This is a genomic window from Cupriavidus sp. 10L43_2 (assembly GCF_056395265.1).
The window spans coordinates 91,420-116,078 of the sequence record NZ_JBFTJE010000001.1 but is presented as its reverse complement, the minus strand read 5'-3'; the positions used below and the strand labels follow the sequence as shown (position 1 = coordinate 116,078).

Genomic DNA, 24,659 nt, shown 5'->3' with positions numbered 1-24,659 from the left:
GTCCATTTATCGTCGAGATAATGATCCTCAGTGCCTTGTTGGCCACCCTGGAGCATTGGGATCGCGCCGGCATCTGGAGCTTTTCGCTTCCCGTCCTCAGCCAGCTTTTTGGGGAGTCCGGCGACACGCTCAACAAGTCGCTGTCCCGTCACCAGCGCACCGGGATGATCGAGCGGATCGCCCGTGGGCTCTATATCAATCCGCGGGCACGCTCCCTGCCGCCCGACGTGCTCAGCGCCCTGCCGGCGTTCCTGCGCCCGTGGGACCTTAACTACCTGAGCCTCGAATCGGCGTTATCCGAGGCGGGATGGCTGTCGCAACTCCCTTCGCGGCTGACGCTGATGACGACAGGCCGCAGCCAGACGTTCCACACGCCGTACGGGACGCTCGAATTCACCCATACGGCGCGGCACATCGACACCCTGCGCGACGATCTCGTCTTCGATGCACGGCGCAAAATGTATGTCGCCAAGCCCGAACGCGCGCTGAAGGACCTGCGCCGCGCCGGGCGCAATGTCGATCTCGTGCAGATTCCCTCGCAGTCTCCCCATTCGGACCATGCCATTTCGCACCCGTACTGATCTCCTGGCACTGGCCGGCCGATACGCCACCGAGCGGCGCGTGCCGGCGGGCACGATCGCCAAGGAAATCCTCCACTACGAAATCCTCTACGCCCTGCTGCAGAGCGGCGCGGCCGCCGCGCTGACCTTCCAGGGCGGCACCGCGTTGCGGCTCTGCTATCAGGGCACGCGCTATTCCGAGGACCTGGACTTCGTTGCCGGACGCGCATTCGATCCTACTGTCATGGCGCCGTTCGAGGCCCTGCTCCGGCGGGAAATTGCCAATGCCTACGGCCTGGAGGTGGAGATCCGCACGCCCGCGAAGGATGCGGCCCCGTCGGACGTTCACGTCGCGCGCTGGAGCGCACGCGTGCAGATGCCACAGGCCGACCGCAGCGTGCCGCAGGGTCAGGTCATCCATATCGAGGTTGCCAATGTGCCGGCGCACGATCCCGATCTGGTCGCGGTCAGCGCCAACTATCCGCACTTGCCGGAACCCCTCCGCCAGATGATCGTCACGGCGGAGACGCCGCGCGAAATCCTTGCCGACAAGATGGTGGCACTGGGCGCCCGCCCCTACATCAAGGCGCGCGACGTCTGGGACATCAAGTTCCTGACGGACCGCCAGCTCACGCCTGACATGGCGCTGATCGGCAGGAAGCTGATCGACTATGGCTGGACCGTGCCGTCGTACAAAGACCGTCTGCGCGAGCGGCTGGCGCTCCTGTCCCAACCCGAGACGGCCAAGGCGTTCCACGCGGAAATGACGCGATTCGTCGATGCGGGCGTGGCGAGCCAGATCGCCAATCCCGCGCTGGCCGCGCAGTTCCTGCGGCGTGCGGAAACCCTGGCCCAGAAGGTACTCGACGCCGATCTCGCGGTCGCCTGATCCGGCCCGGATGGGGCCAAAGCGTACCCGTTTCTGCGCAGGCGTTTCCGCCGCCTTCCGCCTCCCCCGCCCCCAAACCGTACCCATTTCTGCGCGCCCCGACCCTTGCGTGGTCAAGCATTGATCCGGCGTCGGGCATAGAATGTCGCGTCGGTCCGCCGGCATCCTCCATTCACTTCCCTCGCCGTTACGTCATGAAGCCCGCCCTGCTTGTCCTGATCCAGCTCGAACCCGCTCATCTTGAACTCGTCTCCGCCCAGTACGACGTCCGCTACGCGCCCACGGCCGAGGGCCGGGCGGCGGAGGTGGCGGCGCACGGCAAGACGTTCCGCGCCGTGTTGACCAATGGCACGGTCGGCCTGACTGCTGCCGAGATCGCGGCCATGCCGGCTGTGGAGGTGGTGTGCGCGCTGGGCGCCGGCTACGAGAACATCGACCTGGCCGCCTGCCGGGCGCGCGGGATTGCCGTAGGCAACGGCGCGGGCACCAACGACAGCTGCGTGGCCGACCACGCCATGGCGCTGCTGCTGGCCACCGTGCGCCGCGTGCCGGCGCTGGACCACGCCACGCGCGACGGCATCTGGCGCAACACGCTGCCGCTGCCGCCGAACTTCTCGGGCAAGCGGCTCGGCATCATCGGCCTCGGCACCATCGGGCGGCGCATTGCCCAGCGCGGCCAGGGCTTCGACCTCGAGATCGGCTATCACAACCGCCGGGCGCGCGAGGACGTGTCGTTCTCGTACTTTGCCGATGTGGGCGCGCTGGCCGAGTGGGCCGACTATCTGATCATCGCCACGCCGGGCGGCGCGGAGACGCGGCATCTGGTCGATACGCCGGTGCTGCGCGCGCTGGGGCCGCACGGCTACCTCGTCAATATCGCGCGGGGCAGCGTGGTGAACACGGCGGCGCTGGCCGATGCCTTGCGCGCCGGCGAGCTGGGCGGCGCCGGGCTCGATGTCTATGAGAGCGAGCCGCTGCCGCCCAAGGAATTGTTCGATTGCCCGAACGTCGTGCTGACCCCGCACATGGCCGGCTGGTCGCCGGAAGCGGTGCTGGCGTCGGTCAGCCAGTTCCTGGAGAACGCGCGCCGGCACTTCGCGGGCGAGCCGCTGTTCGCGCCGGTCGGCTAAGCACCGACAGGCTCAGGCCGCGACGGGGAAAGTCACGCGCACGCGCAGCCCCGGCGCGGCGTCTTCCAGCGCCACGCGGGCGCCGTGCGACTGGACGATCTCGGCCACGATGGCCAGCCCCAGCCCGCTGCCGCCCGTGGGCGCCTCCGGTACGCGGTAGAAACGGTCGAACACCCGCGCGCGTTCGTCGGCGGGAATGCCCGGGCCGTTGTCGCTGACCTGCAGTTCCACGCCGCCATCAGACAACCGCGCCACCCGCACATCGATCCGCCCGCCGGCCGGAATGTAGTGCAGGGCGTTGTCGATGAGATTGGTCAGCAGGATGCGCAGCGCGTCTGCATCGCCCCGCACCATGGCGCCTTCGGCATCATCGGCCTCCAGCCCCAGGTCGATATCCCGGTCGATGGCCGCCTGGGACATTTCCGCGATCACCCCCGCAGCCAGCGCGCGCAGGTCCACCGGCTCATGCGGCGGCGGTGCGGCGCCGGGCTCCTGCCGCGCCAGCGTCAGCAACTGCGCGACGAGGTGCGTCAGCCGCTCCAGCCCCTGCCGCAGCTGCGACACGGCTTCCTGCCGGGCCGGCGCGCTGTCGGCGCGCTCCACCAGTTGCGCCTGCAATTGCAGCGCCGCCAGCGGCGTGCGCAGCGCGTGGGCGGCGTCGGCCACAAAGGCGCGCTGGGTGTCGATGGCCTGCGCCAGCCGCGCCAGCAACTGGTTCAGCGCGTCGGAAAGCGGGGCGATTTCATCCGGCATCTGGCGCAAGGCCAGCGGCGCCAGCGTGTTGGCGTCGCGCGCGCGCACCTCGGTGGCAATCTCGCGCAGCGGGCGCAAACCCCGTCCCACCGCCATCCAGATCAGCCATGCCAGCAGCGGCAGCAGCAGCAACAGCGGGGCGACCGTGCGCAGCGCCATATGCGCGGCCAGCGTGCGGCGCGCGCTCATCGGCTGGGCGATCTGGACCACGGTCGGCCCCAGCTGCACGCTGTAGATGCGCCATTCGCCGGAATCCGTCAGCACGCTGGAGAAGCCGAGTTCCGCGCGTGGCGGGAGCACCGGGTGGGAGTGAGACAGGTAGAGACTGCGGCCCGTGCCGTCCCAGATGTGGATGACCACGTCCTCGTCCGCATGGAGCAGGTCCGCGCTGGCGCCGCTGCCATTGCCGCCGTCGAACGGCGGCGCCATCGGGCTCGGGAACTGGCTCGGCAACGCCGCCGCCACCTGCTTCATCTGGTAGTCGAACAGCGCGTTGGCCTCCTGCCGGGCCTGCGCATAGATCAGCCCGGTGGCCACGGCGATGCCCGCCGCCAGCCCGGCGGCCAGCCACCACAACAACGTACGTTGGATCGAGCGCATCAGGACGGATGCTCCTCGTCGGCGCCGTCTTGCTTCGGCACCATGTAGCCCACGCCACGAATATTGCGGATCAGGGCGGCGCCGAACTTGCGGCGCAGCGCGTGGATATAAACCTCGACCGTGTTGCTGCCCACCTCGTCGTCCCAGCCGTAGAGGCGCTCCTGCAGTTGCGCCACCGACCAGACCTGCCCGGGGCGCGCCATCAGCGCGGAGAGCAGCGCGAACTCGCGCGCGGACAGCCGCACCGCCGTGCCGGCCTGCGTGGCCTCGCGCGTGGCGGGGTTGAGCACGATGTCGCCGTAGCGCAGCAGCGGTTCGGCACGGCCCTCGGCCCGGCGCGCCAGCGCGTGCATGCGCGCGGCCAGTTCCTGGAGGTCGAAGGGCTTGACGAGGTAGTCGTCCGCGCCGGCGTTGAGGCCGGCCACGCGGTCCGCCACGGCGTCGCGGGCGGTCAGGATCAGCACCGGTGTGCGCACGTTGCGGGCGCGCAGCGTCTTGAGCACGTCCAGGCCCGAGCGGCGCGGCAGGCCGAGGTCGAGTAGCACGAGGTCGTAGCCGCCGTCGGCGCGGGGGCCGTGCTGGTCAGACGCGGCGTCGAGGCCGGCATCGCCATCGCGCACCCAATCGACGGTAAAGCCCTCCTGGCGCAGCGCCACCTTCACGCTCTCGCCAATCATGGCGTCATCTTCCACCAGCAGTACACGCATGTCGGGATCAATCAGTCAGGGGTGGGCGGCGCCGGCATGGCGCATGTCGCCCTCCAGGCGGTCTGCCAGCGCGCGCGCCAGCCCGGGCAGCGCCGGGTAGGCGGCCGTGATCACGTAGACCGGGATGTCGGCCAGATAGGCGCCCATGCGACCCTTGGCGGYGAAGCGCGCGGCGAACGGCGAGGCCCGGAAGGCATCGACGAAACGCGGCACGATACCGCCGCCGAGGTAGACCCCGCCGCGCGCACCGAGCACCAGCGCGACATCGCCCGCCACCGAGCCGAGCAGGCCGCAGAACGCCGCGAAGGCGCGCTGGCACAGCGGGTCGCCGGTCTTGATCGCACCATCCGTGACCTCGGCCGGCGTCAGTGGCTGGGCCAGGGGCGTACCCGTTTCTGCGACCAGCGCGGCATGGATCTGGGACAGGCCCATGCCCGACAGCATCCGCTCCGCCGAGACCCGGCCCAAATGCTGATGGGCGTAGCGCCAGGCGATCCACTCGTCGTCGGTGTCCGGCATGATTTCGATATGGCCGCCCTCGCCGGCCAGCGCCACCGCGCCGCCGCCGGGCGCGGGAACCAGTCCCGAGACGCCCAGCCCCGTGCCCGGCCCCAGCAGCGCGCGTGGCGCCGTGGGCACCGCCGTGCCGTCGCGCACCAGCGCGAGGTCCTCGGCGGGCAAGTAGGGTAGCCCCAGCGCCAGCGCGGTGAAATCGTTGATGGCGACCAGCGTGTCGAAGTTGAGTGCGCGGCGCGTGGCGTCGATCGAGAACGCCCAGTTGTGGTTGGTCAGCTTGACGTGGTCGCCGGTCACCGGATTGGCCAGACCGATGGCCGCATGGCGCGGGCGCGGCAGGTCGTGCAGGCCGCGCAGGTACTGCTGCATGGCGGCTTCGAGCGACGGAAAATCCGCCACCTTCAGCGCGGTGACCGCACCAATTCGCAGCGGCGCCGTCTCCAGCGCCATCCGCACGTTGGTGCCGCCCACGTCGGCCAGCAGGCGGGGAAACGAGTCGGCTTGCGAATCAGGAGGAGACATCGGGACCCTTTGTCGAAAACGAACGTTGGCGGGCGATCAGGTGCGGAACACATCCACGCCATGGCGGTGCCGCGCCAGCACCAGGCTCACCGGCAGCGCCGGCGTGGGCGCCTGGAGCGCGCGGGCCAGCACCTCGGCCTTCTTCTCGCCCGTGATGGCCAGGAAGGTGCGTTCGGCGGCCAGCAGCGCGGCGAGGTTCAGCGTCACGCGGGCGTGGTTCGCGCTGGTCGGATGGGTGACGAGGAAACCGGGCTTTGGCTCGGACAGCGCGGTCTGCAGCTCGGGCGCCTCCGGGAACAGCGACGCCGTGTGCCCATCCTCGCCCATGCCCAGCACCACCACGTCCGGCTGCTGGAAGCGTTCGTTGAGCCGCGCCACGGCGCGCTCCGGCTGAGACGCCTCGGCGGCATCCTCCACCAGCGGCACCCAGGCCGCCACGCCCGCGGCCTCGCGCAGCAGGTTGTGGCGCACCAGCGCGCCGTTGCTGTCGGGATGGTCGGGCGGCACCGCGCGCTCATCCACCAGCGTCACGGTCACGGCGTCCCAGCGGATGGGCCGATAGCGCAATCGCTCGAACATCGGCACCGGCGAGCGCCCGCCGGACACCGCCAGCACCGCCCAGCCTTTGGCCTGGATCACCAGATCCAGCGCATGGCCGATCGAGAGGGCCAGCGATTCGGCCTGATCCATCACGGAGGCATGTTCGTACTGGCGCATGATCGGTCCCTTTTATATATAGACAGGCGGTGGGTCAGACTTCCTCGTGCCAGAGCGCTTTGTCGCGCGACATCAGCGCCGACGACGCCGCAGGCCCCCAGGTGCCGGCGGTATACGACTTGGGCGGCACGGTGCTGTCGGCCCAGGTGTCGATGATCGGCTCCACCCAGCGCCACGCCTGCACCTGCTCGTCACGACGCACGAACAGGCCCAGCCGGCCGCGGATCACGTCCAGCAGCAGGCGTTCGTAGGCCCCGGCGCGGCGCACCTTGAAGGAGTTGGCGAAGTCCAGGTCGAGCGAGGTGGGGGTCAGTTCGAGGGTATCGCCCGGCTGCTTGACCAGGAAATACAGCTTGATGCTTTCCTCGGGCTGGAGCTGGATCACCAGCCGGTTCTGCGGCGACAGCGTCAGCGGCTTGGGGAAGATGGCGTGCGGCACATCGCGGAAGTGGATCACGATCTCGGCCACGCGTGACTGCATGCGCTTGCCGGTGCGCAGGTAGAACGGCACGCCCTCCCATCGCCAGTTGGCAATCTCGGCCTTGATGGCGACGAAGGTCTCGGTGCGGCTGTCCGGGGCGATGCCCGGCTCGTCGATATAGCCCGGCACCGGCTTGCCGCCGACCGCACCGGCGCGGTACTGGCCGCGCACGGTCTTCTCGGCCACGTCCTGCGGCTGGATCGGCCGCAGCGCCTTGAGGATCTTGATCTTCTCGTCGCGGATGGCGTCTTCCGACAGGCTCGCCGGCGGCTCCATCGCCACCATGCACAGCAGTTGCAGCAGGTGGTTCTGCACCATGTCGCGCAGTGCGCCGGTGCGGTCGTAGAAGTCGCCGCGCGACTCCACGCCCAGTTCCTCGGCGATGGTGATCTGCACGTCCTGCACCCATTCGCGGCGCCACAGCGGCTCGAACAGCGCGTTGCCGAAGCGGATCGCCATCAGGTTCTGGACCGWTTCCTTGCCCAGGTAATGGTCGATCCGATAGATCTGGTCTTCGGCGAAATACTTCGCCACGGAGGAATTGATGGCCTCGGACGAGTCCAGGTCGTGCCCCAGCGGCTTCTCCAGCACCACGCGCACGTTGGGCGTGTTCAGGCCGGTGCGGCCCAGCTGCTCGCAGATCGGCACGAAGATATGGGGGGCAGTGGCCAGGTAGCAGACCACCACCTCGGGCTTGCGGGCCAGCACCTTCTCGGCGAGGGCGTCGAAGTGGGCGGGCTCGCGCGCGTCGGCCTGGACGTAGCAGATGCGTTGCAGGAACGAGGCCCAGGCGTCGGGCGGCGCGTGCTCCAGCGCGGGCCGCACGGTGTCTTCCAGCGTGGCGATGTACTGCTCGGTGGTCTGGGCGTGGCTGCCCGTGGCGAGGATGCGCGCGGACGGATGCAGCACGCCGCAGCGGTGGGCGTCGAAGAGGGCCGGCAGCAGCTTGCGCCGCGCCAGGTCACCGGTGCCGCCGAACAGCACCATGTCGAAATCGGGCATGCTCACCCTGGGCTCCTTGCGGGGGGAAGTGGGCGCCCCGGCCTCTACTGAGTGCCGGCGAGGGGCGGATAAGTTCCGGCCATGTTACGTCACTCGCCCGGGATTGGGCAGTGGGCGGGGCGGATTCGGCCGGCGGGCGGACCCCGAGCGTACCCGTTTCTGCGTAGCGTCGCGGACGGCACACGGGGGTCGCACCGGGGTTCACACCGTTGTCACAGGCCGGCGCGGAACATCCGGGCGTGTGAGCGATCCGACCTGTATCCGCTCACTTCGCGCCCCAGCCGCCCCGGGGCGCATCCGGCCGATTTGGACTACGCTGATGGAGCGCCGCACGAAGCGCCCCACGCCTCACAGGAGAACACTCCATGCCACGCCACCCTGTCCTGGAGCGGGTTACGGCCCGCATCGTGACCCGCAGCCACGCCACGCGCCAGGCTTACCTCGACCGCACCCGCGCCATGGCCGGGCAGAAGGTCGAGCGCGCCAACCTGTCCTGCACCAACCTCGCCCACGGCGTGGCCGCCATGCCGGACGACGCCAAGATCCGCCTCAAGGCGCAGGAGCGCCCCAACCTGGCCATCGTCTCGGCCTATAACGACATGCTGTCCGCCCACCAGCCGCTGGAAGCGTTCCCGCGCTGGATCAAGGAGGCCGCGCTGGCCGCCGGCGGCACGGCGCAGTTCGCCGGGGGCACCCCGGCCATGTGCGATGGCGTGACGCAGGGCCAGGACGGCATGGACCTGTCGCTGTTCTCGCGCGACGTGATCGCCATGGCCACCGCCGTGGCGCTGTCCCACCAGATGTTCGACGGCGTGCTGTACCTGGGCGTCTGCGACAAGATCGTGCCCGGCCTGGTGATGGGCGCGCTGTCCTTCGGCCACCTGCCGGCCGTGTTCGTGCCGGGCGGGCCGATGACCACCGGCATCGGCAACGAGGAGAAGGCGCACATCCGCCAGCTCTACGCGGAAGGCAAGATCGGGCGCGTGGAGCTGCTGGAAGCCGAGACCCGGTCCTACCACGGCCCGGGCACCTGCACCTTCTACGGCACCGCCAACTCGAACCAGATGCTGATGGAGATCATGGGCCTGCACCTGCCGGGCACCGCCTTCATCAACCCCGGCACGCCGCTGCGCGAGGCGCTGACGCGCCATGCGGCCACCCACGCGCTGACGCTGGTGCATGGCGGCGAGCGCTACACCCCGGTGGCCGATGTGCTCGACGAACGCGCGTTCGTCAACGGCATCGTCGGGCTGGTGGCCACGGGCGGGTCCACCAATCACACGCTGCACCTGATCGCCATGGCGCGCGTGGCTGGCATCCAGCTGACCTGGGACGACTTCGATGAACTCTCCGCCGTGGTGCCGCTGCTGGCGCGCGTCTACCCGAACGGCAAGGCCGATGTGAACCAGTTCCAGGCGGCCGGCGGGCTGGCAGTGGTGATTCGCGGCCTGCTGACGCTGGGGCTGCTGCACGACGACGTGACCACCATCGCCGGCAAGGGGCTGGCCGACTACACGCGCGAGCCGGTGCTGCGCGACGGCAAGCTGACCTGGATCGACGGTCCCACGGCCTCGCTCGACGACACCATCGTGCGCCTGCCCGACCAGCCGTTCGCGCCCGATGGCGGGATCAAGCTGCTCGACGGCAATCTCGGGCGATGTGTTATCAAGACATCCGCCGTGAAACCCGAACATCAGGTGGTGGAGGCGCCGGCCATCGTCTTCGAACGGCAGGATGACCTGCTGGACGCCTTCAAGCGCGGCGAACTCGAGCGCGATTTCGTGGCGGTGCTGCCGTGGCAGGGGCCGGCGTCGTGCGGCATGCCCGAACTGCACAAGCTCACGCCTACGCTGACGCTGCTGCAGGACCGTGGCTTCCACGTGGCGCTGGTGACGGATGGGCGGATGTCGGGGGCGTCGGGCAAGGTGCCGGCGGCCATCCACGTCTGCCCGGAGGCGCTGCTGGGCGGGGCCCTCGGCAAGGTGCGCACCGGCGACATCGTGCGTGTGGACGCGCCAGCCGGCGTGCTGACCGTAAAGCTGGCCGATGCCGACCTGGCGGCGCGCGAGGCCGATCGGCCTGATCTCTCGCGCAACCGGCACGGCGTGGGGCGCGACCTGTTCGGCGGCTTCCGCGCCCATGTGAGCACGGCCGAGACCGGCGCGTGCTCGCTGTTCGCGGACGAAGGGGTGGAGCCGCGCTAGTTCGGCCGGCGCGGCGGGGTGCGGCGGGCGTCGTAGCGGTCCGCCTTGCCGTCGCCGTCGGCCCCGTCTGCCAGCGCCTCCTCATCCATCTCCGGCACGTGGACTTCCTGCACCGGCACGGCGATCCGGCAGCCGGCGGCTTCCAGCGTGGGCTTCAGCTTGCTGAAGAAGCCGAACTGCACGTTCCAGAAATCGTCATTCGAGGTCCAGTAGCGCGCGTTCAGCGCGATGCCCCGGTCGGTGTACTTCGTCACCATGACCTCGGGCCTGGGCTCGGCCAGCAGCCGCGGCTCCTTGGCCAGCATGGCCTTGAGGGCATCCAGCCCAGCCTGCACGGGGCTGTCGAAGGTCACGGCGATCTCGATATCCATGCGCCGCGTGACGTTCTCGCTGTAGTTCATGATCGAACTGCCCCAGAGCTTGCCGTTGGGCACGCGCAGGCAGACCCCGTCGAAAGTCGTCAGCTCGGTCATGAACAGCCCGGTCTCGCGCACGGTGCCGGCCACACCCTGGGCGTCGATGTACTGGCCGACGCGGAACGGGCGCAGCAGCACCAGCATGATCCCGGCGGCGATGTTCTGGAGCGTGCCCTGCAGCGCCAGGCCGATGGCCAGGCCGGCGGCGCCGAGCATGGCGATGATGCTCGCGGTCTGCACGCCGAACTGCGACAGCACAAGCACCACGGTCAGCACCCGCACCACCCACTGGGCCACGCTCGCCAGCATCGGCCGCAGTGTGTCGTCCACATGGGTGTGATGGAGGCCCTGCCTGACGGCCCGCGCGGCGCGGCCGGAGAGCCACCAGCCGGCAAGCAGGATGGCCAGCGCGGCGAGGCAGTTCAGCCCCTGACTGACCGCGAACTGGGTGAGATAGGCCCAGGTGGCCTGGACTTTGTCGGCGTCGATATACGGCAATTCCATGCGTTCGCTCCTCAGTGCAACCCGGGCCGACTTGCGAAGGACGTGCCAGCCAGCCCGCCGGGCAATCCCAAAGCGTACCCGTTTCTGCGTGGGCCGTTGCCACGCAATGGCTCACGGCGGCCCGCACGGCGCGCCGCTTACATCACAGTCGGGGGAGAAAAGGCAGAGGGAGTGCAGGGATTACAACTTTCGGCCGTGAGCCGTTGTAATCCCTGCATGGAGAGCGCGGGCAACAGGGCCCGGCGGGAAGGTGTGCGCAGAAACGGGTACGCTTTGCCCGGATCGGAAGCGGTCAGCGCGCCGGGGCCGGGCGGTCGTGGGGATGATCGTGCAGGCGGTCTCGATCGGCCAGCGCCGGGAACAGCCGCATCCACGCGAACACCACCAGCACCGTGCCGGCGCCGCCCAGCAGCACCGCGCCCACGGGCCCGAGCAGCGCCGCCGTGACGCCCGATTCGAACTCGCCAAGCTGGTTCGACGCCCCGATAAACACCGAGTTGACCGCCCCCACGCGACCCCGCATGTCGTCCGGGGTATCGAGCTGCACCAGCGTCTGGCGCACCACCACGCTGATCATGTCCGACGCGCCCAGCACCACCAGCGCCCCCATCGAGAGCGGCAGCCAGTTGGAAATGCCGAAGATCATCGTCGCCACGCCGAACAGCGCCACCGCGCCGAACATCACGCGGCCCACGCGCCGGTTCAGCGGGTTCCGCGCCAGCCAGAGCGCCGTGACCAGCGCGCCGATGGCTGGCGAGGAGCGCAGCAGCCCCAGCCCCCAGGGGCCGGTGTGGAGGATGTCCCGCGCATAGATCGGCAGCAGCGCGGTGGCGCCGCCGAGCAGCACCGCGAACAGGTCCAGTGACACCGCGCCCAGCAGCACCTGATGGCTGCGGATATAGGCAAATCCAGCAAACAGCGTCTTGATGCTGACCGGCGTGGTCAGCCGCTGCGCGGCCTGGCGCAGCTTGAGCGTGGCCACCAGCACGGCGGCGATGGCGAACAGCACGGCGCTGATGGAATAGACCACGCCCGGGCCCGCCACGTAGGCGAAGCCGCCCAGCGCCGGGCCGATGATGATGGCGGTCTGGCTGGCGGAACTGGCCAGCGCCACCGCGCGCGGCAGCTGGCGCGGCGTGACCACGCTGGGCAGCAGCGCCTGGAGCGTGGGCGTCTCGAACGCGCGACAGGCGCCGATGGCCGCCACGAACAGGAAGATGTACTCGCGCGTGATCCCGCCCGAGAAGCTCGCCACGGCCATCGACACGGCAATCACCGCTTCCAGCGCCTGGCAGGTACGCACGATCCGCCGGCGGTCGAAGCGGTCGGCCACGTGGCCGGACATCAGCAGCAGAACGATCGACGGCAGGAACTGCACCAGCCCGACCATGCCGAGCATGAAGGGATCGCGCGTGAGGTCGTACATCTGCCAGCCCACCGCCACCGTGAAGATCTGGTAGCCGATGGTCGTGCAGAGTCTGGCGAACCAGAAATGTCGGAAGGCGGGATCGCGGAAAACGGTGTCCGGCTCGGCGGCCGGCACAGGTGTGGCGGTGGACATGGGGGGCGGCAGGAAGGGATGCGATGTGCGCCGGATGACACACGTGATGGCAAACGGGCGCGCGGCTCGTCGGTCATCGTACAAAGCTGAGAATTCTAGCCGACCCGACCCGAGGGCGCTGAATTCTCCATGTATCAATGTTGATGCATTCCCGCCACACCGGGGACAAATTGCGCCGTCATCGGAATCATTCGTATTTATAAATCCGGGCAACTTTTGGCAAGTATTCCCTGGACTTCATCGTGCTACCCGCATTTCGCCTCAACGTCGCCGCCACTGGCGTCGCCCTGCTCTGCCTCTCTGTGTCGGTCTCGGCACAAACCGCTCCCAAATCCGCCGAAACCCCGAACGCCCCTGCCAACGGCAGCACGCTGAACGCCGTGACGGTGGTCGGCAACTGGCTCGAGGCGCCGAACGAGGAAAAGGTACTCGAGCACCCGGGCGCGCGGACCATCGTCGACCGCGAAGCGATCAAGGAGACCGGCGCGAACAATGTGCGCGATGTGCTGCGCCGCATTCCCGGCGTGCAGGTCCAGGACAGCAACGGTACGGGCGGCAGCGACATCTCGCTGAACGTGGGCGTGCGCGGCCTGACCTCGCGGCTTTCGCCGCGCTCCACGATCCTGATGGACGGGGTGCCGCTGGCTGTGGCGCCGTATGGCCAGCCGCAGTTGTCGATGGCGCCGCTGTCGCTCGGCAACCTGGAAGCGACAGCGCCGCCTGACCACGGCGCCGCGTAACTACCACGTGTTCGCCTTCGAGCCGCGCTACTCGCAGCTCTTCCGTACCGGCAGCGTCAGCAACGAAGTGAGCGTGGGCTACCGCTACCTGCGCGAAACAAGTGATGAACAAGCCACTCGCACGGCGTTCTATCGGCCCGGCTCGGTGAACGCGCCGGACCTCGCCGCGCCGGTCTACCAGTGGCGCACGGGCGGCACCACGGCCAATGCGGTCTATATCGATGACACGATCAATTTCGGCAACTGGACCATCACGCCCGGCCTGCGCTACGAATTCATCCGCTCGGACCTGACCGACCGCTTCACCAACGTGCGCACCGATGTGTCGTCGAACGAGCCGCTGCCGTCGCTGGCCGTGCTGTACCACATCAGCGACAACTGGACCGCGTTCGCCAACGCCGGCGTGTCGTTCGGGCCGCTGCAGTATTTCCAGATCGCCTCGACCACCAACGGCCTCGTGCCGGAGAAGGCCAAGACCTACGAGGTCGGCACGCACTTCAACAGCACCAACGGCTGGGGCGGCGAGCTGACGCTGTTCAACATCGACTTCGACGACGAACTGCAACTGCGCGGCGGCACGGGCGGCGCGCCGGACGCGTGGACCAACCTCGGCGCCACGACGCACCGGGGCGTGGAATCGTCGATCCGCTATGACTTCGGCACGCTGTCGAAGACGCTGGCCGGCCTGAGCGCGTACGCCACGTACACGTTCACCGACGCCACGTACAACCAGGGCAACTTCGCCGGCCGCGACCTGCCGTTCTACTCGCGCCACGTGGCCACGCTGGGTATGCGCTATGCGCGCAACCGCTGGGCGTTCAACCTGGATGGCTTCGCGCAGTCGAAGCAGCGTTCGCCGGGCGACCCCGCCACGGCCACCGCCTACCAGACGGCGGAGACGGCCGATGGCCGGCTGGGCGATATTCCGGGCTACGCGCTGATGAACATGCGCCTGGGCTACGACTTCGGCAAGTCGGCGCAGAACCTGAAGCTGGCAGTGGGGATCAAGAACGTGTTCGATCGCCGCTACTTCACGCGCTCGACCGACAACAACTTCGGCAAGTACGTGGGCATGCCGCGTACGTTCTACATCCAGGCATCGCTGGCGTATTGAGCGATTGTGCTGGCAGCTCAAACGCTGCCGGTTTGCTCCCTCTCCCGCATGCGGGAGAGGGGCCGGGGGAGAGGGATTGAGCCAGCGGCGCGATCCCCACTTCCCCAGGTCAGACGATCTCGCGCGTTTCCAGGAACTGGAGGTTCGGGAAGCGCTCCTGCGTCAGGCGCAGGTTGACCATGCTGGGTGCCAGGTAGACGTGGTCACCGGCGCCGTCCAGCGCCACGTTGTGGCCGGCCTTCTCGATCAGCTTCTCGATCTCGGCAGCATCGCCACGCAGCCAGCGCGCCGTGGCGCATTCATGCGATTCGAAGATCGCATCGACCCCGTACTCGTGCTCCAGCCGGTGCGCCACCACATCGAACTGCAGGATACCGACCGCGCCGAGCACCAGATCGTTCGACGCCAGCGGGCGGAACATCTGCGTCGCGCCCTCTTCGGCCAGCTGCTGCAACCCCTTCTGCAACTGCTTGACCTTGAGCGGGTTGTTCAGCCGCGCGCGGCGGAAGAACTCGGGCGCGAATGACGGAATCCCCGTGAACTTGAGTCCCTCGCCCTCGGTGAACACATCGCCGAGGCGGATCGTGCCGTGGTTCGGCACGCCGATGATGTCGCCCGCGTAGGCTTCCTCGGTGGTGTTGCGGTCCTGCGCCATGAAGGTGATGGCGTTGTTGATGGCCACCGTCTTGCCGGCCGAGACGTGCAGCAGCTTCATGCCCCGGTCGAACTTGCCCGAGCAGACGCGCACGAAGGCGATGCGGTCGCGGTGGCGCGGGTCCATGTTCGCCTGGATCTTGAACACGAAGCCGGTGAACTTGGCTTCCTCGGGCTCCACCACGCGGCTCTCGGTCTGGCGGGCCAGCGGCGGGGGCGACAGCTCGCACAGCGCGTCCAGCATCGACTGCACGCCGAAGTTGTTGATCGCCGAGCCGAAGTAGACCGGGGTCTGCTTGCCGGAGAGGAAGGCTTCCCTGTCGAAGGTATGCGATGCACCGCGTACCAGTTCGATTTCCACGCGCAACTCGTCCGCCTGGCTGCCCAGGATGCGGTCGAGTTCGGGGTTGTCCAGCCCGTCCAGGATCGCGGCGGTGCCCTTCTCGCCCTTGGGGTCGAACAGCTGCACCTTGTCCTCGATCATGTGATACACGCCGCGGAACGCCTTGCCCATGCCGATCGGCCAGGTCATCGGCGCGCACTGGATCTTGAGCACGTCCTCGATTTCATCGAGCAGTTCGATCGGCGAACGGCCTTCGCGGTCGAGCTTGTTGATGAAGGTCAGGATGGGCGTGTCGCGCAGGCGGCAGACGTTGAGCAGCTTGATGGTCTGCGCTTCCACGCCGTTCACCGAGTCGATCACCATCACGGCCGAGTCGACGGCGGTCAGCGTGCGGTAGGTGTCTTCCGAGAAGTCCTCGTGGCCCGGGGTATCCAGCAGGTTGACGATGTTCTCGGGGACGTCCGGCCGGCGGCGGTACGGGAACTGCATGACCGACGAGGTCACCGAGATCCCGCGCTGCTTTTCCAGTTCCATCCAGTCGGACGTGGCGTGGCGGTCGGCCTTGCGGGCACGCACTTCGCCGGCCACCTGGATGGCGCCGCCGAACCACAGCAGTTTTTCGGTCAGCGTGGTCTTACCCGCGTCAGGGTGGGAGATGATGGCAAAGGTGCGACGACGCGCAATTTCGGAAACGAGCGAGCTCACGGCAACGGAATCTGGTGACTGACAGGCAGGATCGGGGGGAGGGCCCCGGGCGGGGCACAGGGAATGGGGCGGTATTTTACCGGTTCGCGGCCCCCGGCGGGGTGGCACCGTGCGCGGCACCCGGCCCCGCGCGGTTTTCCATCGCCGGATCCCGCCCGCGCAGGCTGCCGAACTGCAACGCGTACTGGCGCGTCAGCTCGGCGCCGAAGAAGAATATTTGTGCCGAATAGTACACCCACAGCATCAGCGCCACGACCGAGCCGGCCGCGCCATAGGACGACGCCACCGCGCTGTTCCCCAGATAGATCCCGATCAGCCGCTTGCCTACGGCGAACAGCAGCGCGGTGATGATCGCGCCCATCGTCACATCCCGCCAGGCGATGCGTGCGTTCGGCAGCATCTTGAAGATCACCGCGAACAGGGCCGTAACCACCGAGAACGAGAACACCGTGGAAATGGCATCCGCCACCGGGGCGAACCAGGAGGCCGTCCAGAGCGCGCCCCAGAAGCGGTCGATGACGGCCAGGGCGGCGTTGACCACCAGCGAGACCAGCAGCATGAAGGCCAGCGCCAGCACGATACTGAACGACAACATCCGCGCGCGGAGCAGCTTCTTCCAGCCCGCGCCAGCCGGGGGCGGGGCGTGCCAGATGTCGTCCAGGCTGCTCTTGAGTTCGGCGAAGGCACTCGTCGCGCCGACGATCAGGATGCCGAACGCGATGGTCGCCGCCACGCCGCTACCCCCGGCGCGGTGCGTGGCGGCCAGAATCCCCTGGATGGCGGCGGCGCCCTGCTCGCCCACCAGACCGTTGAGCTGGGAGAAGATCTCGCCGCGCGCAGCCTCGGCGCCGAAGAACAGGCCGGCGATCGAGATCACAAGTACCAGGATCGGCGCGAGCGAGAACAACATATAGAAGGAGAGCGCCGCGCCCTTGCTGGCCGCGCGGTGCTCGAACCAGGACTGGATGGCGGCCGAGACCACGCGGAAGGTGCGCGCGGCCGTGTGGCGGTCGGGCAGGATGCGTCCACGCTGGGGCCGGGGCGGCGCGCCCTCGGGCGGCCGGGAAGCTTGTTCAGGAGGCATGCCGGATCTCGGATGGTGGAGGGTGATGACCTCGTCACGTTCAGAGCATGGACGACGCGGCCGGGGCTGTCTGTCCGCGCGCGTCCGACCTGCGTTCATGATAATGCGCATCCGGAGCGGCGCCGGTGCAACCTGCTACAGTAAGTTCAGGCACACCCGCCGGCGCGCGGACCCGCCGCGCCCGGCCAGGAACAGGAGACTTCCGTGATCCGCACCTCGATCAGGCGCCCCGTTGCCGCGCTCTGCCTTGGCCTGCTGGCGCTGGCCGGCTGCGAACAACAGCGTGGACAGCCGGGGCCGAAGCCCATTTCCGGCGCCACGTCCAATGTGACCCCGGGCGACCGTCCGGCACCGATGGCGCCGAGCGCATCGGTCCCGTCGGGCACCCCGCGCTAGCCGCCGGCGCCTCGCGCCCATCCTCCCCTGCCCTGCCACGCCGGCTCGACGCCCGGCGAGCGTACCCGTTTCTGCGTCGATCCTCCCCGCCACCCTCATGTTTCAGCCCTGCAACCGGGTGCACACGCGTGCCGCGCCTCCGTGCGGGCGCGTCCGGGCTGCGCATCAGGACGCGCCATCGGCCCTGCCGCCCCACCGGCACGCGCAACGGCGTGCCGCCGCGCGGTCATTCGGGGGCGACATGTGCTGCCGCCTCCCACTTTGGCAGCGTTGGCAAGGGCCAGGGCAACGCGCGATGACGCGCCGATCGCCCCAGCCGCCCTGCCACATGTCACACGACCACGCGCGCCTCCGTCCGCTTGCGTTACAGCGGCGAAACCGATCGACGCCGCCTGGCGTCGCGTTCCGGGGCTGGCACAGGTGCCGACGTCGCGCAGCCCCTATAAAACAAGCGTTCGGCGCGCATTGGCACACTTGTCGCTCTGTACCGGGCAGGGAGAAGCACGCGCCTTAGACAACTATTCGACTGACACGCAGGAGGAACCTCCGCCATGCGTCATCCGCCCGCGCGAATGACGGCACGCAGGCGCGCCCATCGGTTGGCGGGCCCCGCACCGTCCGTGATTGACCTGCTGTCGCCGCCCCTGCTTCCGTCGCCCCGCCAGCCACTGCGCCCGATCGCCTCGTATTGCGCCGCGGCCAGCCGCACGCTGGCGGTGTCCGCCAGCCGGCGCCGCAACGGGTTGCCGGCAGGCTGAGGGCACGCCGCAGGGACAACATGAGATGACAGCCGACATCGGCATTGCTTGCAGTATTTGAAAGCTTTACGTGCTCCGTCCCCCGGCGGGCACCTTTTTCCAGCAAGGGAGTGAGCCACCCATGAACGCCAGAGTCCCCGCCATCATCGCGCTGGCGCTGCTCTCGACCGCGACGACTGCCGCGTTCGCCGGCAACTACGCGTACTTCGACCGGCCCGACTGCGCCAACCTCAACAGTCACGCCGCCCTCAGCAACGACAGCTATGTGCGCAGCTTCGCCTGGGCCTGGGGCGATCTGACCTTCGCGCCCGACCAGAGCGCGAACCACCCCGACGAGCGCCAGGCGCGCGACAGCGCCGAGCCGCGCGACCCGCTGCCCACGCGCGGGCCAGTCGACGCCACGCCGCCAAGGCACCGGCGCGACAAGATCAGCATGAGTTGAATGGACTAAGGAACGAAGGGAGGGAGGCAGGAACGATTCTTGTGTGCGATCGAGATTGAGGACGATCTCCGCGCGGGCCAGGCCGCGCTAGCCTGCCGCTGCTGTCCGGGCGGTGGGACGAAGGGGGTCCGGCGAGCGGACGTCGCCGGGTTCCCCCTGGCACTTCGGCACGGGCGTGCCCGGGGCGAATTACTCCGCCACGGCGCCCGGTTGCGAATCGACGCGGATGTTGTGCTTGTGCATGAGCCGGTACAGCGTCACGCGTGACACATTGAGTTCGCGCGCCGCCGGCACCACGTGAAAGCCGTGGCTGGCCATCACCGTGCGGATCGCCTCGCGCTCCGCCTCCTCGCGGATGGCATCGAGCGTCTTGCGCGGCAACTCCACGCCCCCATGCAATTGCAGGTCTTCCGCAGTGATCTTGCGGTTGTCCGTCATGACGATGGCGCGCCGGACCCGGTTGATCAGCTCCCGCACGTTGCCCGGCCAGGCGTACTGCATCATCGCCTGCGTGGCGCACGCGGAGAAGCCGCGAATACGCCGGTGGGCCTCGTGCCCGTGCTCGGTCAGCACCGCGTTGGCCAGCAGCAGGATGTCTTCGCCCCGATCGCGCAGCGGCGGAATCGTCAGCGTCAGCACGCAGAGCCGGTGGAACAGGTCGGAGCGGAAGCGGCCGTCCGTCTGCGCCAGCACCAGGTCCACGTGCGTGGCCGAGATGATGCGCAGGTCGAGCGGAATCGACTGATGCCCGCCCAGCCGCGTGATGCAGCCCTGCTGCAGGAAGCGCAGCAGCGCCACCTGGCTCTCGAGCGGCAGGTCGCCGATTTCATCGAGGAACAGCGTGCCGCCCTGCGCCTGCTCGATCCAGCCGATCTTGCGCGCGTTGGCGCCGGTGAAGGCGCCTTTCTCGTAGCCGAACAGTTCCGACTGCACCAGGTGCGAGGGAATGGCGCCGCAGTTGATCGCCACGAACGGGCCCTTGCGGCGGCTCGATGCCTCGTGGACGGCCTGTGCGGCCAGTTCCTTGCCGGTGCCCGACTCGCCCGAGATGAAGACCGGCGCGTCGTTGTGCGCCACCTTGGCCAGCGAGCGGAACATCACGCGCATGACATTGCAGTCGCCGATCATCGGGCCGTGCGGCACATGCTCGGGCGCGCGCACGCCATGCAGGCTGGCCATGCCGTGGGCGTGCTTGAGCGTGTACGCCAGTTCATCGAACGAGAACGGGGTGCGCACGTAGTCCACGCAATAGTCGCGGATCATGCGGCGGATGCGTTCGTCCTCGATCATCTCGTTGGAGGTGATCGCCACCCAGGTCACGTGCAGATGCTGGAGGCCCTGCTCCAGTTGGGTCAGCTCCGCATCGGAATAGGTCGATTGCAGGTCGAGGATGCCCGCCATGGGGGCACTGCCCCGCACCACGCGCTCCAGGTCGCGCACCTGCTGCACGCGCCGGATCTCCCAGCCCTGGCCGAATTGCTCGGCACTGAATCCAAAATCTTCGAAACGCGACACCAGCACGATCTGTGCGGAGCGTGTCGACGCTTTGCACAGTCGGTCCATGCCGTTCTCCCTGACGTTTGTCTTTTTGTTCGCGGCGGCCACCCCGGCAATCGGGCCGGAAGCGGGCCACATGGCCCGGCTGGTTTCCGCCGGCTGCGGGGGCTCCCCCGCGCGCAACGTCGGCATCACGGTCTGGACAGACTGCGAGACTGTTCTTCGAGCACGCTGTCGTAGTCACGGCCGGCGTGCAGTTCGTCGCGGATGCGGCGGCGCACCATGTCTTTCTCGCGCATCAGGTCCACGCTGGGCGCTTCGGGCGACTGGCCGGAGTACTGGAAGTAAAGCGCCTTGTAGGTGAGCTGGCTCAGGATCCATTCCTGGAGCAGCGTGCGCTGGCGCGCGAGTTCCTCGGCCAGCATGCGATGGCGTTGCATCAGGGCCTCGACGGCCTGGCGCGTGCGCGGCGAAATCTCCGTGTCCTCGGCGAGCAGCACGGCGACTTCGGTGTCCGGGCCGCCTAGGTCGGCGTCCCGTAGTGAAATATCGGACGCGTCACTGGCCAATGGCGCGCGGTGATTCGATCGACTGGCGGATGCACTGATGGGCCCGAATTCGGGACGCCGGATCTCTCCTGCGGTCATGATTTGTTCCCCGTTGAACAACACCCCCGGCACTGCGTACGATTACCACTGTCTATGTTTGGTTTTGAGCTGTCTGTTGTCTGCCACACGTGTCGGCCGTGTGGTCTGTTATGACTTCTGTGACTTCCTGGTGGCCCCGCCGCCGCTGCGAGACGGTCTCGTTGGACGCTCTCGGCCGATGGCGGCCGCCGCGCGCGGGCCGCGGCCCTCCATATAGGCCGGAGTCAAGAAAGGGCGCTCTCACGCGCCCTTCTTCTACTTCGCCTCTAGTTCAGTGCATTTGAGACGGTTTGTCCAGCCCGAAGTGATCGGTTTCAGCCATGTCTCATACTTAAGTGTGAGATCAGAATCTCACACTGCAGGCGACCCGTCAGGTTAATGAGCGCTCACATTTAACGCAGAATCGGGTACGGCGTCGGACGTTTTCGGTCGGTTTCAGTGCCCCGGCAGGTAATAGAACTTGAACAGAAACACGGCGGCGATGATCCACGCCATGACCGGTACTTCGCGCGCGCGGCCGGTCAGCAGCTTCAGCACCGCGTAGGCAATAAAGCCGAACGCGACGCCATTGGCCACCGAGTACGTAAACGGCATGCCGAGGACGGTGAGCACGGCGGGGACGACCTCGGTGACATCGGTCCAGTCGATGTCGACCAGCTCGCGCAGCATCAGGCAGGAGACATAGAGCAACGCCGGCGCGGTGGCATACGCCGGCACCGTGCCGGCCAGCGGCGCGATAAACAGGCAGGCCAGGAACAGCACGGCCACGGTCACGGCGGTCAGGCCGGTGCGGCCGCCGGCCTGCACGCCAGACGCGCTCTCGATATAGGCGGTGGTCGACGACGTGCCGAGCAGCGAGCCGGCCATGATGGCAGTGCTATCGGCCATCAGCGCCTTGTTGAGCCGGTGCATCTTGCCAGCCTTGAGCAGCCCGGCGCGGTTGGCCACACCCATCAGTGTGCCGGTGGCATCGAACAGCTCGACCAGGAAAAAGACCAGCACCACGTTGATGATGCCGATGGACAGCGCGCCGGCGATATCGAGCTTGAACAGCGTGGGCGCGATCGACGGCGGGGCCGAGAACACGCCGTGGAAGGTGTTGCCGCCGAACAGGAAACTGAGCACGGTGGTGAGCAGGATGCCGATCAGGATCGCACCCTTCACCTTCAGGCGGTCCAGCGCGACGATCACGAAGAACCCGATAGTCGCCATGATCGCGGGAGGCTGGTGCAGATCGCCGATGGTCACCAGGGTGGCCGGGCTGGCCGCGATGATGCCGGCGTTCTTCAGCGCGATGATCGCCAGGAACAGCCCGATGCCCGCCGTGATCGCACCCCGAATCGCATGCGGGATGCCATTGACGATCATCTCCCGGATGCGGAACAGCGTGACCAGCAGGAACAGGCAGCCCGAGATAAACACCGCGCCGAGCGCCGCTTCCCACGGCAGGCCCATGCCTTTGACGACTGTATAGGCAAAGTAGGCGTTGAGGCCCATGCCCGGCGCCATCGCGATCGGATAATTCGCAAAGAACCCCATGATCAGCGTGCCGATGGCCGCGGCCAAGCAGGTGGCGACGAACACCGCGTCCTTGGGCACACCGGCATCGCCGAGGATGCTCGGATTGACGAAGATGATGTACGCCATCGTCAGGAACGTGGTCACGCCGGCCAGCACTTCAGTGCGCACGTTCGTGTTGTGCTCGGCCAGGCGGAACAGGCGCTCGGCCAGGCTGGCGCTGGCCTGGCTGGACTGGAAGGCGGGCGCGGAATCGCTTCCCGGCCGCTCGGCGGGGTTCGGTAGGGACATGTAGGGTCTCCTGGAATGTGTTGCGCCTGCTTTCGTCTGGCTCGCCCGGCCCGGGCGGCAGCCATGGGCTGCATGACAGACAATAGGCAAAAGGCGGGATGATCCCATAGGCCAACGTGACGGTGCCAGCCCCTGGCGGGGAATCCCCACCTTGACGAAGCCGCGAATCCCCCGTATAAACCACAGCTAGATTCAAGCGACGAGGCAACAGTTCATTCGTTAGCCACCGTTGGTACTTCGGTTGTCCATGGTGTCCTTTCCTTGAGTTGGCAGTGCGATGGTGTGTGCACCATCGGTTTCTTTTTTATCTTTTTTTGGAAAGCAATACCATGCAAACCGGTATCGTCAAGTGGTTCAATGACGCCAAGGGCTTCGGCTTTATCAAGCCGGACGCAGGCGGTGATGATCTGTTCGCCCACTTCTCCGAAGTGCGCGCCGACGGCTTCAAGTCGCTGCAGGAAAACCAACGCGTGTCGTTCGAAGTCAAGAACGGCCCGAAGGGTCTGCAAGCTGCGAACATCACGCCGCTGTAAGCCAAGGTAGCTCCGGCACGCCGCAAGGTGTGCCAGCAACCGAAAGAGCCCCGCCATCACTGGCGGGGTTTTTTTTCGCCTGTTTTCCGCCAGATCGGGCTTCCAGGTCGACCGGCTTCAATTTGTCGTGCGTCTTTTTTCGTGCCCCGCGCAGTCGCGCCGCAGAAACGGGTACGCCTTCCTGATTGATCTCCGCAGAAATGGGTACGGCTGGCGGCTAGCCGTCGCCTCGGCAGGCCGCTATCGCACGCAGAAACGGGTACGCATTGGCTTGTGGCGTCCCATCGCTCGAGGCCGGTTTCCTTCGATTTTTGCCTGGCTAGGGTGGGAATCCCCCGCGAGTTGTCCCCGCAGAATCGGGTACGCCGCGAAAGCCCGCCGTATACGGTCCGCAGCCTCGTATGGGGTCGCAGAAATGGGTACGGTTTCAGCAGCAGGTGACGTCGGAGGTGTGGATGCACGCGCAGAAACGGGTACGGTCGCTCAGGGCGCGGGAGATGTATACGTTCCGAGCGGCACTGCGGGGCGTCAACGTAGCGCAGAAACGGGTACGCAGCGGATTCCTCGGTTTGATTCGGTATACGTTGAGAGTGAGTACTGGCTTTTAAGCAAAGCCAATGCTATAGTCGGACTGGTTTTGCAGGCTGACGCATTGCGCCCGCAGTTTGCGCAGAATTGGGTACGCACTTGGCATTTGCTGGCGCTGGAATCGCCGCAGAAATGGGTACGGTTCCCGGCAGCGCAGCAAAATGCTGCCAACTCGCAGAATTGGGTACGCCGCAGAAACTGGTACGCAACGAGGCTGGGAGGCTTCGAACCGGCCCAGCGCAGAAATAGGTACGCTTTGAGCCGCTTGGCCCGCAGAATCGGGTACGCATCGACTGGCTGGAAACCTCACGGCGCACCCATTTCTGCGGGGATAACGCGGTTGTTCACAGCCCCTCCACGCAGGGAAACGGCCGTCGGGTACGGTTCGCGCAGAAACAGGTACGCTTTTTGCCCCTCCCGCTGTGGAAAAGCCTGTGGGATCAGTGAGTTATCCCCGCAGAATCCGGTTCGCTGTTTCCGCTGAAACGGGTTCGCCCAGCCGCAGATTCGGGTTCGGGGCTTCGCAGAATCGAGTACGCTTCCACGCAGAATCGGGTTCGCGGGGCGTACTTTTCCCTTTTGAAATCAACGGCGGTTTCCCTCCGTATACGGTTTACAAGTAGTTAACCCGTAACGGTATCGTTTACTTGTAGCTGATGCGCCGCCAACCGTGGACAACCCTGGCGGGTTGCCCACCGCATGCCGGCCATCCTGCCAGTCGTGAGAAACCCGACACCCGAAACAGATCGCTTGCAGACAAGCCGTCAGCGCTGACAGGGAACCGCAA

At 67.4% G+C, this 24,659-nt stretch carries 18 protein-coding genes and 1 pseudogene; 7 read left to right on the top strand and 12 right to left on the bottom strand.

Going from position 1 to position 24,659, the window contains the following annotated elements; all coding sequences use genetic code 11:
• Window positions 1-20 precede the first annotated feature (20 nt).
• The 3 genes from abiEi to AC1DEL_RS00460 all read left to right on the top strand — a co-directional run bounded on the left by abiEi (window position 21) and on the right by AC1DEL_RS00460 (window position 2,579).
• Window positions 21-581 carry a type IV toxin-antitoxin system AbiEi family antitoxin gene (gene abiEi, locus AC1DEL_RS00470; protein WP_092294158.1) on the top strand — a complete coding sequence of 187 codons (561 nt, stop codon included), beginning with the start codon at window positions 21-23 and terminating at the stop codon, window positions 579-581.
• A complete protein-coding gene (locus AC1DEL_RS00465; protein WP_092294160.1) occupies window positions 559-1,449 on the top strand; it encodes a nucleotidyl transferase AbiEii/AbiGii toxin family protein in 891 nt (296 codons plus the stop codon). Before abiEi ends, AC1DEL_RS00465 begins: the two co-directional genes overlap by 23 nt.
• Window positions 1,450-1,643: 194 nt before the next feature.
• Entirely contained in the window at window positions 1,644-2,579 is a 936-nt protein-coding gene (locus AC1DEL_RS00460) for a 2-hydroxyacid dehydrogenase (RefSeq protein WP_092294162.1), read from the top strand.
• A gap of 12 nt (window positions 2,580-2,591) precedes the next feature.
• On the opposite strand, the gene AC1DEL_RS00455 is transcribed toward AC1DEL_RS00460, so the two are convergent.
• The 5 genes from AC1DEL_RS00455 to zwf are packed head-to-tail and all read right to left on the bottom strand — an operon-like array spanning window position 2,592 to window position 7,877.
• Window positions 2,592-3,932: a sensor histidine kinase gene (locus AC1DEL_RS00455; protein ID WP_092294164.1), complete on the bottom strand. Its 1,341-nt coding sequence runs from the start codon at window positions 3,930-3,932 to the stop codon at window positions 2,592-2,594.
• Complete coding sequence (locus tag AC1DEL_RS00450) at window positions 3,932-4,639, bottom strand: response regulator (protein WP_441591195.1); 708 nt, start codon at window positions 4,637-4,639, stop codon at window positions 3,932-3,934. Before AC1DEL_RS00450 ends, AC1DEL_RS00455 begins: the two co-directional genes overlap by 1 nt.
• 15 nt (window positions 4,640-4,654) lie before the next feature.
• Window positions 4,655-5,677 (bottom strand): glucokinase, encoded by a 1,023-nt coding sequence (locus AC1DEL_RS00445; RefSeq protein WP_477159050.1) that lies wholly within the window; start codon window positions 5,675-5,677, stop codon window positions 4,655-4,657.
• 36 nt (window positions 5,678-5,713) lie between these two features.
• Window positions 5,714-6,394 (bottom strand): 6-phosphogluconolactonase, encoded by a 681-nt coding sequence (gene pgl, locus AC1DEL_RS00440; protein WP_092294169.1) that lies wholly within the window; start codon window positions 6,392-6,394, stop codon window positions 5,714-5,716.
• A gap of 34 nt (window positions 6,395-6,428) precedes the next feature.
• Window positions 6,429-7,877: a glucose-6-phosphate dehydrogenase gene (zwf, locus tag AC1DEL_RS00435; RefSeq protein ID WP_477159049.1), complete on the bottom strand. Its 1,449-nt coding sequence runs from the start codon at window positions 7,875-7,877 to the stop codon at window positions 6,429-6,431.
• 365 nt (window positions 7,878-8,242) lie between these two features.
• Between zwf and edd the strand changes: the two genes are divergently transcribed.
• Window positions 8,243-10,081, top strand: a complete 1,839-nt coding sequence (edd, locus tag AC1DEL_RS00430; RefSeq protein ID WP_441591193.1) for a phosphogluconate dehydratase — start codon at window positions 8,243-8,245, stop codon at window positions 10,079-10,081.
• Here the strand turns inward: edd and AC1DEL_RS00425 are convergent.
• The gene (locus AC1DEL_RS00425; RefSeq protein WP_092294175.1) at window positions 10,078-11,001 is read right to left on the bottom strand and encodes a mechanosensitive ion channel family protein; all 924 of its coding nucleotides are present in this window, start codon (window positions 10,999-11,001) and stop codon (window positions 10,078-10,080) included. The two genes, edd and AC1DEL_RS00425, sit on opposite strands and share 4 nt — an antisense overlap.
• A gap of 292 nt (window positions 11,002-11,293) precedes the next feature.
• Window positions 11,294-12,562: an MFS transporter gene (locus AC1DEL_RS00420; RefSeq protein WP_477125123.1), complete on the bottom strand. Its 1,269-nt coding sequence runs from the start codon at window positions 12,560-12,562 to the stop codon at window positions 11,294-11,296.
• A gap of 242 nt (window positions 12,563-12,804) precedes the next feature.
• On the opposite strand from AC1DEL_RS00420, the pseudogene AC1DEL_RS00415 reads away from it, so the two are divergent.
• Window positions 12,805-14,416: pseudogene (locus AC1DEL_RS00415) on the top strand (TonB-dependent receptor family protein).
• Window positions 14,417-14,525: 109 nt separating this feature from the next.
• Here the strand turns inward: AC1DEL_RS00415 and AC1DEL_RS00410 are convergent.
• Both AC1DEL_RS00410 and AC1DEL_RS00405 read right to left on the bottom strand, forming a co-directional pair.
• Window positions 14,526-16,118, bottom strand: a complete 1,593-nt coding sequence (locus tag AC1DEL_RS00410; RefSeq protein ID WP_092294181.1) for a peptide chain release factor 3 — start codon at window positions 16,116-16,118, stop codon at window positions 14,526-14,528.
• Window positions 16,119-16,194: 76 nt separating this feature from the next.
• Entirely contained in the window at window positions 16,195-17,202 is a 1,008-nt protein-coding gene (locus tag AC1DEL_RS00405) for a YihY/virulence factor BrkB family protein (protein WP_092294183.1), read from the bottom strand.
• A gap of 1,275 nt (window positions 17,203-18,477) precedes the next feature.
• On the opposite strand from AC1DEL_RS00405, the gene AC1DEL_RS00400 reads away from it, so the two are divergent.
• Window positions 18,478-18,798, top strand: a complete 321-nt coding sequence (locus tag AC1DEL_RS00400) for a hypothetical protein (RefSeq protein WP_092294187.1) — start codon at window positions 18,478-18,480, stop codon at window positions 18,796-18,798.
• Between the two features lie 189 nt (window positions 18,799-18,987).
• On the opposite strand, the gene AC1DEL_RS00395 is transcribed toward AC1DEL_RS00400, so the two are convergent.
• The 3 genes from AC1DEL_RS00395 to AC1DEL_RS00385 all read right to left on the bottom strand — a co-directional run bounded on the left by AC1DEL_RS00395 (window position 18,988) and on the right by AC1DEL_RS00385 (window position 22,751).
• Window positions 18,988-20,361, bottom strand: coding sequence for a sigma-54-dependent transcriptional regulator (locus AC1DEL_RS00395; RefSeq protein ID WP_092294389.1), 1,374 nt, complete (start codon window positions 20,359-20,361; stop codon window positions 18,988-18,990).
• A gap of 125 nt (window positions 20,362-20,486) precedes the next feature.
• Window positions 20,487-20,942 carry a hypothetical protein gene (locus AC1DEL_RS00390; protein ID WP_477125124.1) on the bottom strand — a complete coding sequence of 152 codons (456 nt, stop codon included), beginning with the start codon at window positions 20,940-20,942 and terminating at the stop codon, window positions 20,487-20,489.
• Window positions 20,943-21,377: 435 nt separating this feature from the next.
• Entirely contained in the window at window positions 21,378-22,751 is a 1,374-nt protein-coding gene (locus tag AC1DEL_RS00385) for an NCS2 family permease (RefSeq protein WP_477125125.1), read from the bottom strand.
• Between the two features lie 329 nt (window positions 22,752-23,080).
• Here AC1DEL_RS00385 and AC1DEL_RS00380 point away from each other — a divergent pair, with 329 nt between their 5' ends.
• Window positions 23,081-23,284 (top strand): cold-shock protein, encoded by a 204-nt coding sequence (locus AC1DEL_RS00380; RefSeq protein WP_008646365.1) that lies wholly within the window; start codon window positions 23,081-23,083, stop codon window positions 23,282-23,284.
• Window positions 23,285-24,659: the final 1,375 nt, after the last annotated feature.

Bases quoted from the DNA above. Each gene is read 5' to 3' on its own strand.
- AC1DEL_RS00460 (WP_092294162.1), top strand. From the start codon at position 1,644: ATGAAGCCCGCCCTGCTTGTCCTGATCCAGCTCGAACCCGCTCATCTT.
- AC1DEL_RS00425 (WP_092294175.1), bottom strand. From the start codon at position 11,001: ATGGAATTGCCGTATATCGACGCCGACAAAGTCCAGGCCACCTGGGCC.
- AC1DEL_RS00395 (WP_092294389.1), bottom strand. From the start codon at position 20,361: ATGGACCGACTGTGCAAAGCGTCGACACGCTCCGCACAGATCGTGCTG.
- AC1DEL_RS00385 (WP_477125125.1), bottom strand. From the start codon at position 22,751: ATGTCCCTACCGAACCCCGCCGAGCGGCCGGGAAGCGATTCCGCGCCC.
- abiEi (WP_092294158.1), top strand. From the start codon at position 21: ATGATCCTCAGTGCCTTGTTGGCCACCCTGGAGCATTGGGATCGCGCC.
- AC1DEL_RS00455 (WP_092294164.1), bottom strand. From the start codon at position 3,932: ATGCGCTCGATCCAACGTACGTTGTTGTGGTGGCTGGCCGCCGGGCTG.
- AC1DEL_RS00380 (WP_008646365.1), top strand. From the start codon at position 23,081: ATGCAAACCGGTATCGTCAAGTGGTTCAATGACGCCAAGGGCTTCGGC.
- pgl (WP_092294169.1), bottom strand. From the start codon at position 6,394: ATGCGCCAGTACGAACATGCCTCCGTGATGGATCAGGCCGAATCGCTG.
- AC1DEL_RS00465 (WP_092294160.1), top strand. From the start codon at position 559: ATGCCATTTCGCACCCGTACTGATCTCCTGGCACTGGCCGGCCGATAC.
- AC1DEL_RS00390 (WP_477125124.1), bottom strand. From the start codon at position 20,942: ATGACCGCAGGAGAGATCCGGCGTCCCGAATTCGGGCCCATCAGTGCA.
- AC1DEL_RS00400 (WP_092294187.1), top strand. From the start codon at position 18,478: ATGAACGCCAGAGTCCCCGCCATCATCGCGCTGGCGCTGCTCTCGACC.
- AC1DEL_RS00405 (WP_092294183.1), bottom strand. From the start codon at position 17,202: ATGCCTCCTGAACAAGCTTCCCGGCCGCCCGAGGGCGCGCCGCCCCGG.
- edd (WP_441591193.1), top strand. From the start codon at position 8,243: ATGCCACGCCACCCTGTCCTGGAGCGGGTTACGGCCCGCATCGTGACC.
- AC1DEL_RS00450 (WP_441591195.1), bottom strand. From the start codon at position 4,639: ATGCGTGTACTGCTGGTGGAAGATGACGCCATGATTGGCGAGAGCGTG.
- AC1DEL_RS00420 (WP_477125123.1), bottom strand. From the start codon at position 12,562: ATGTCCACCGCCACACCTGTGCCGGCCGCCGAGCCGGACACCGTTTTC.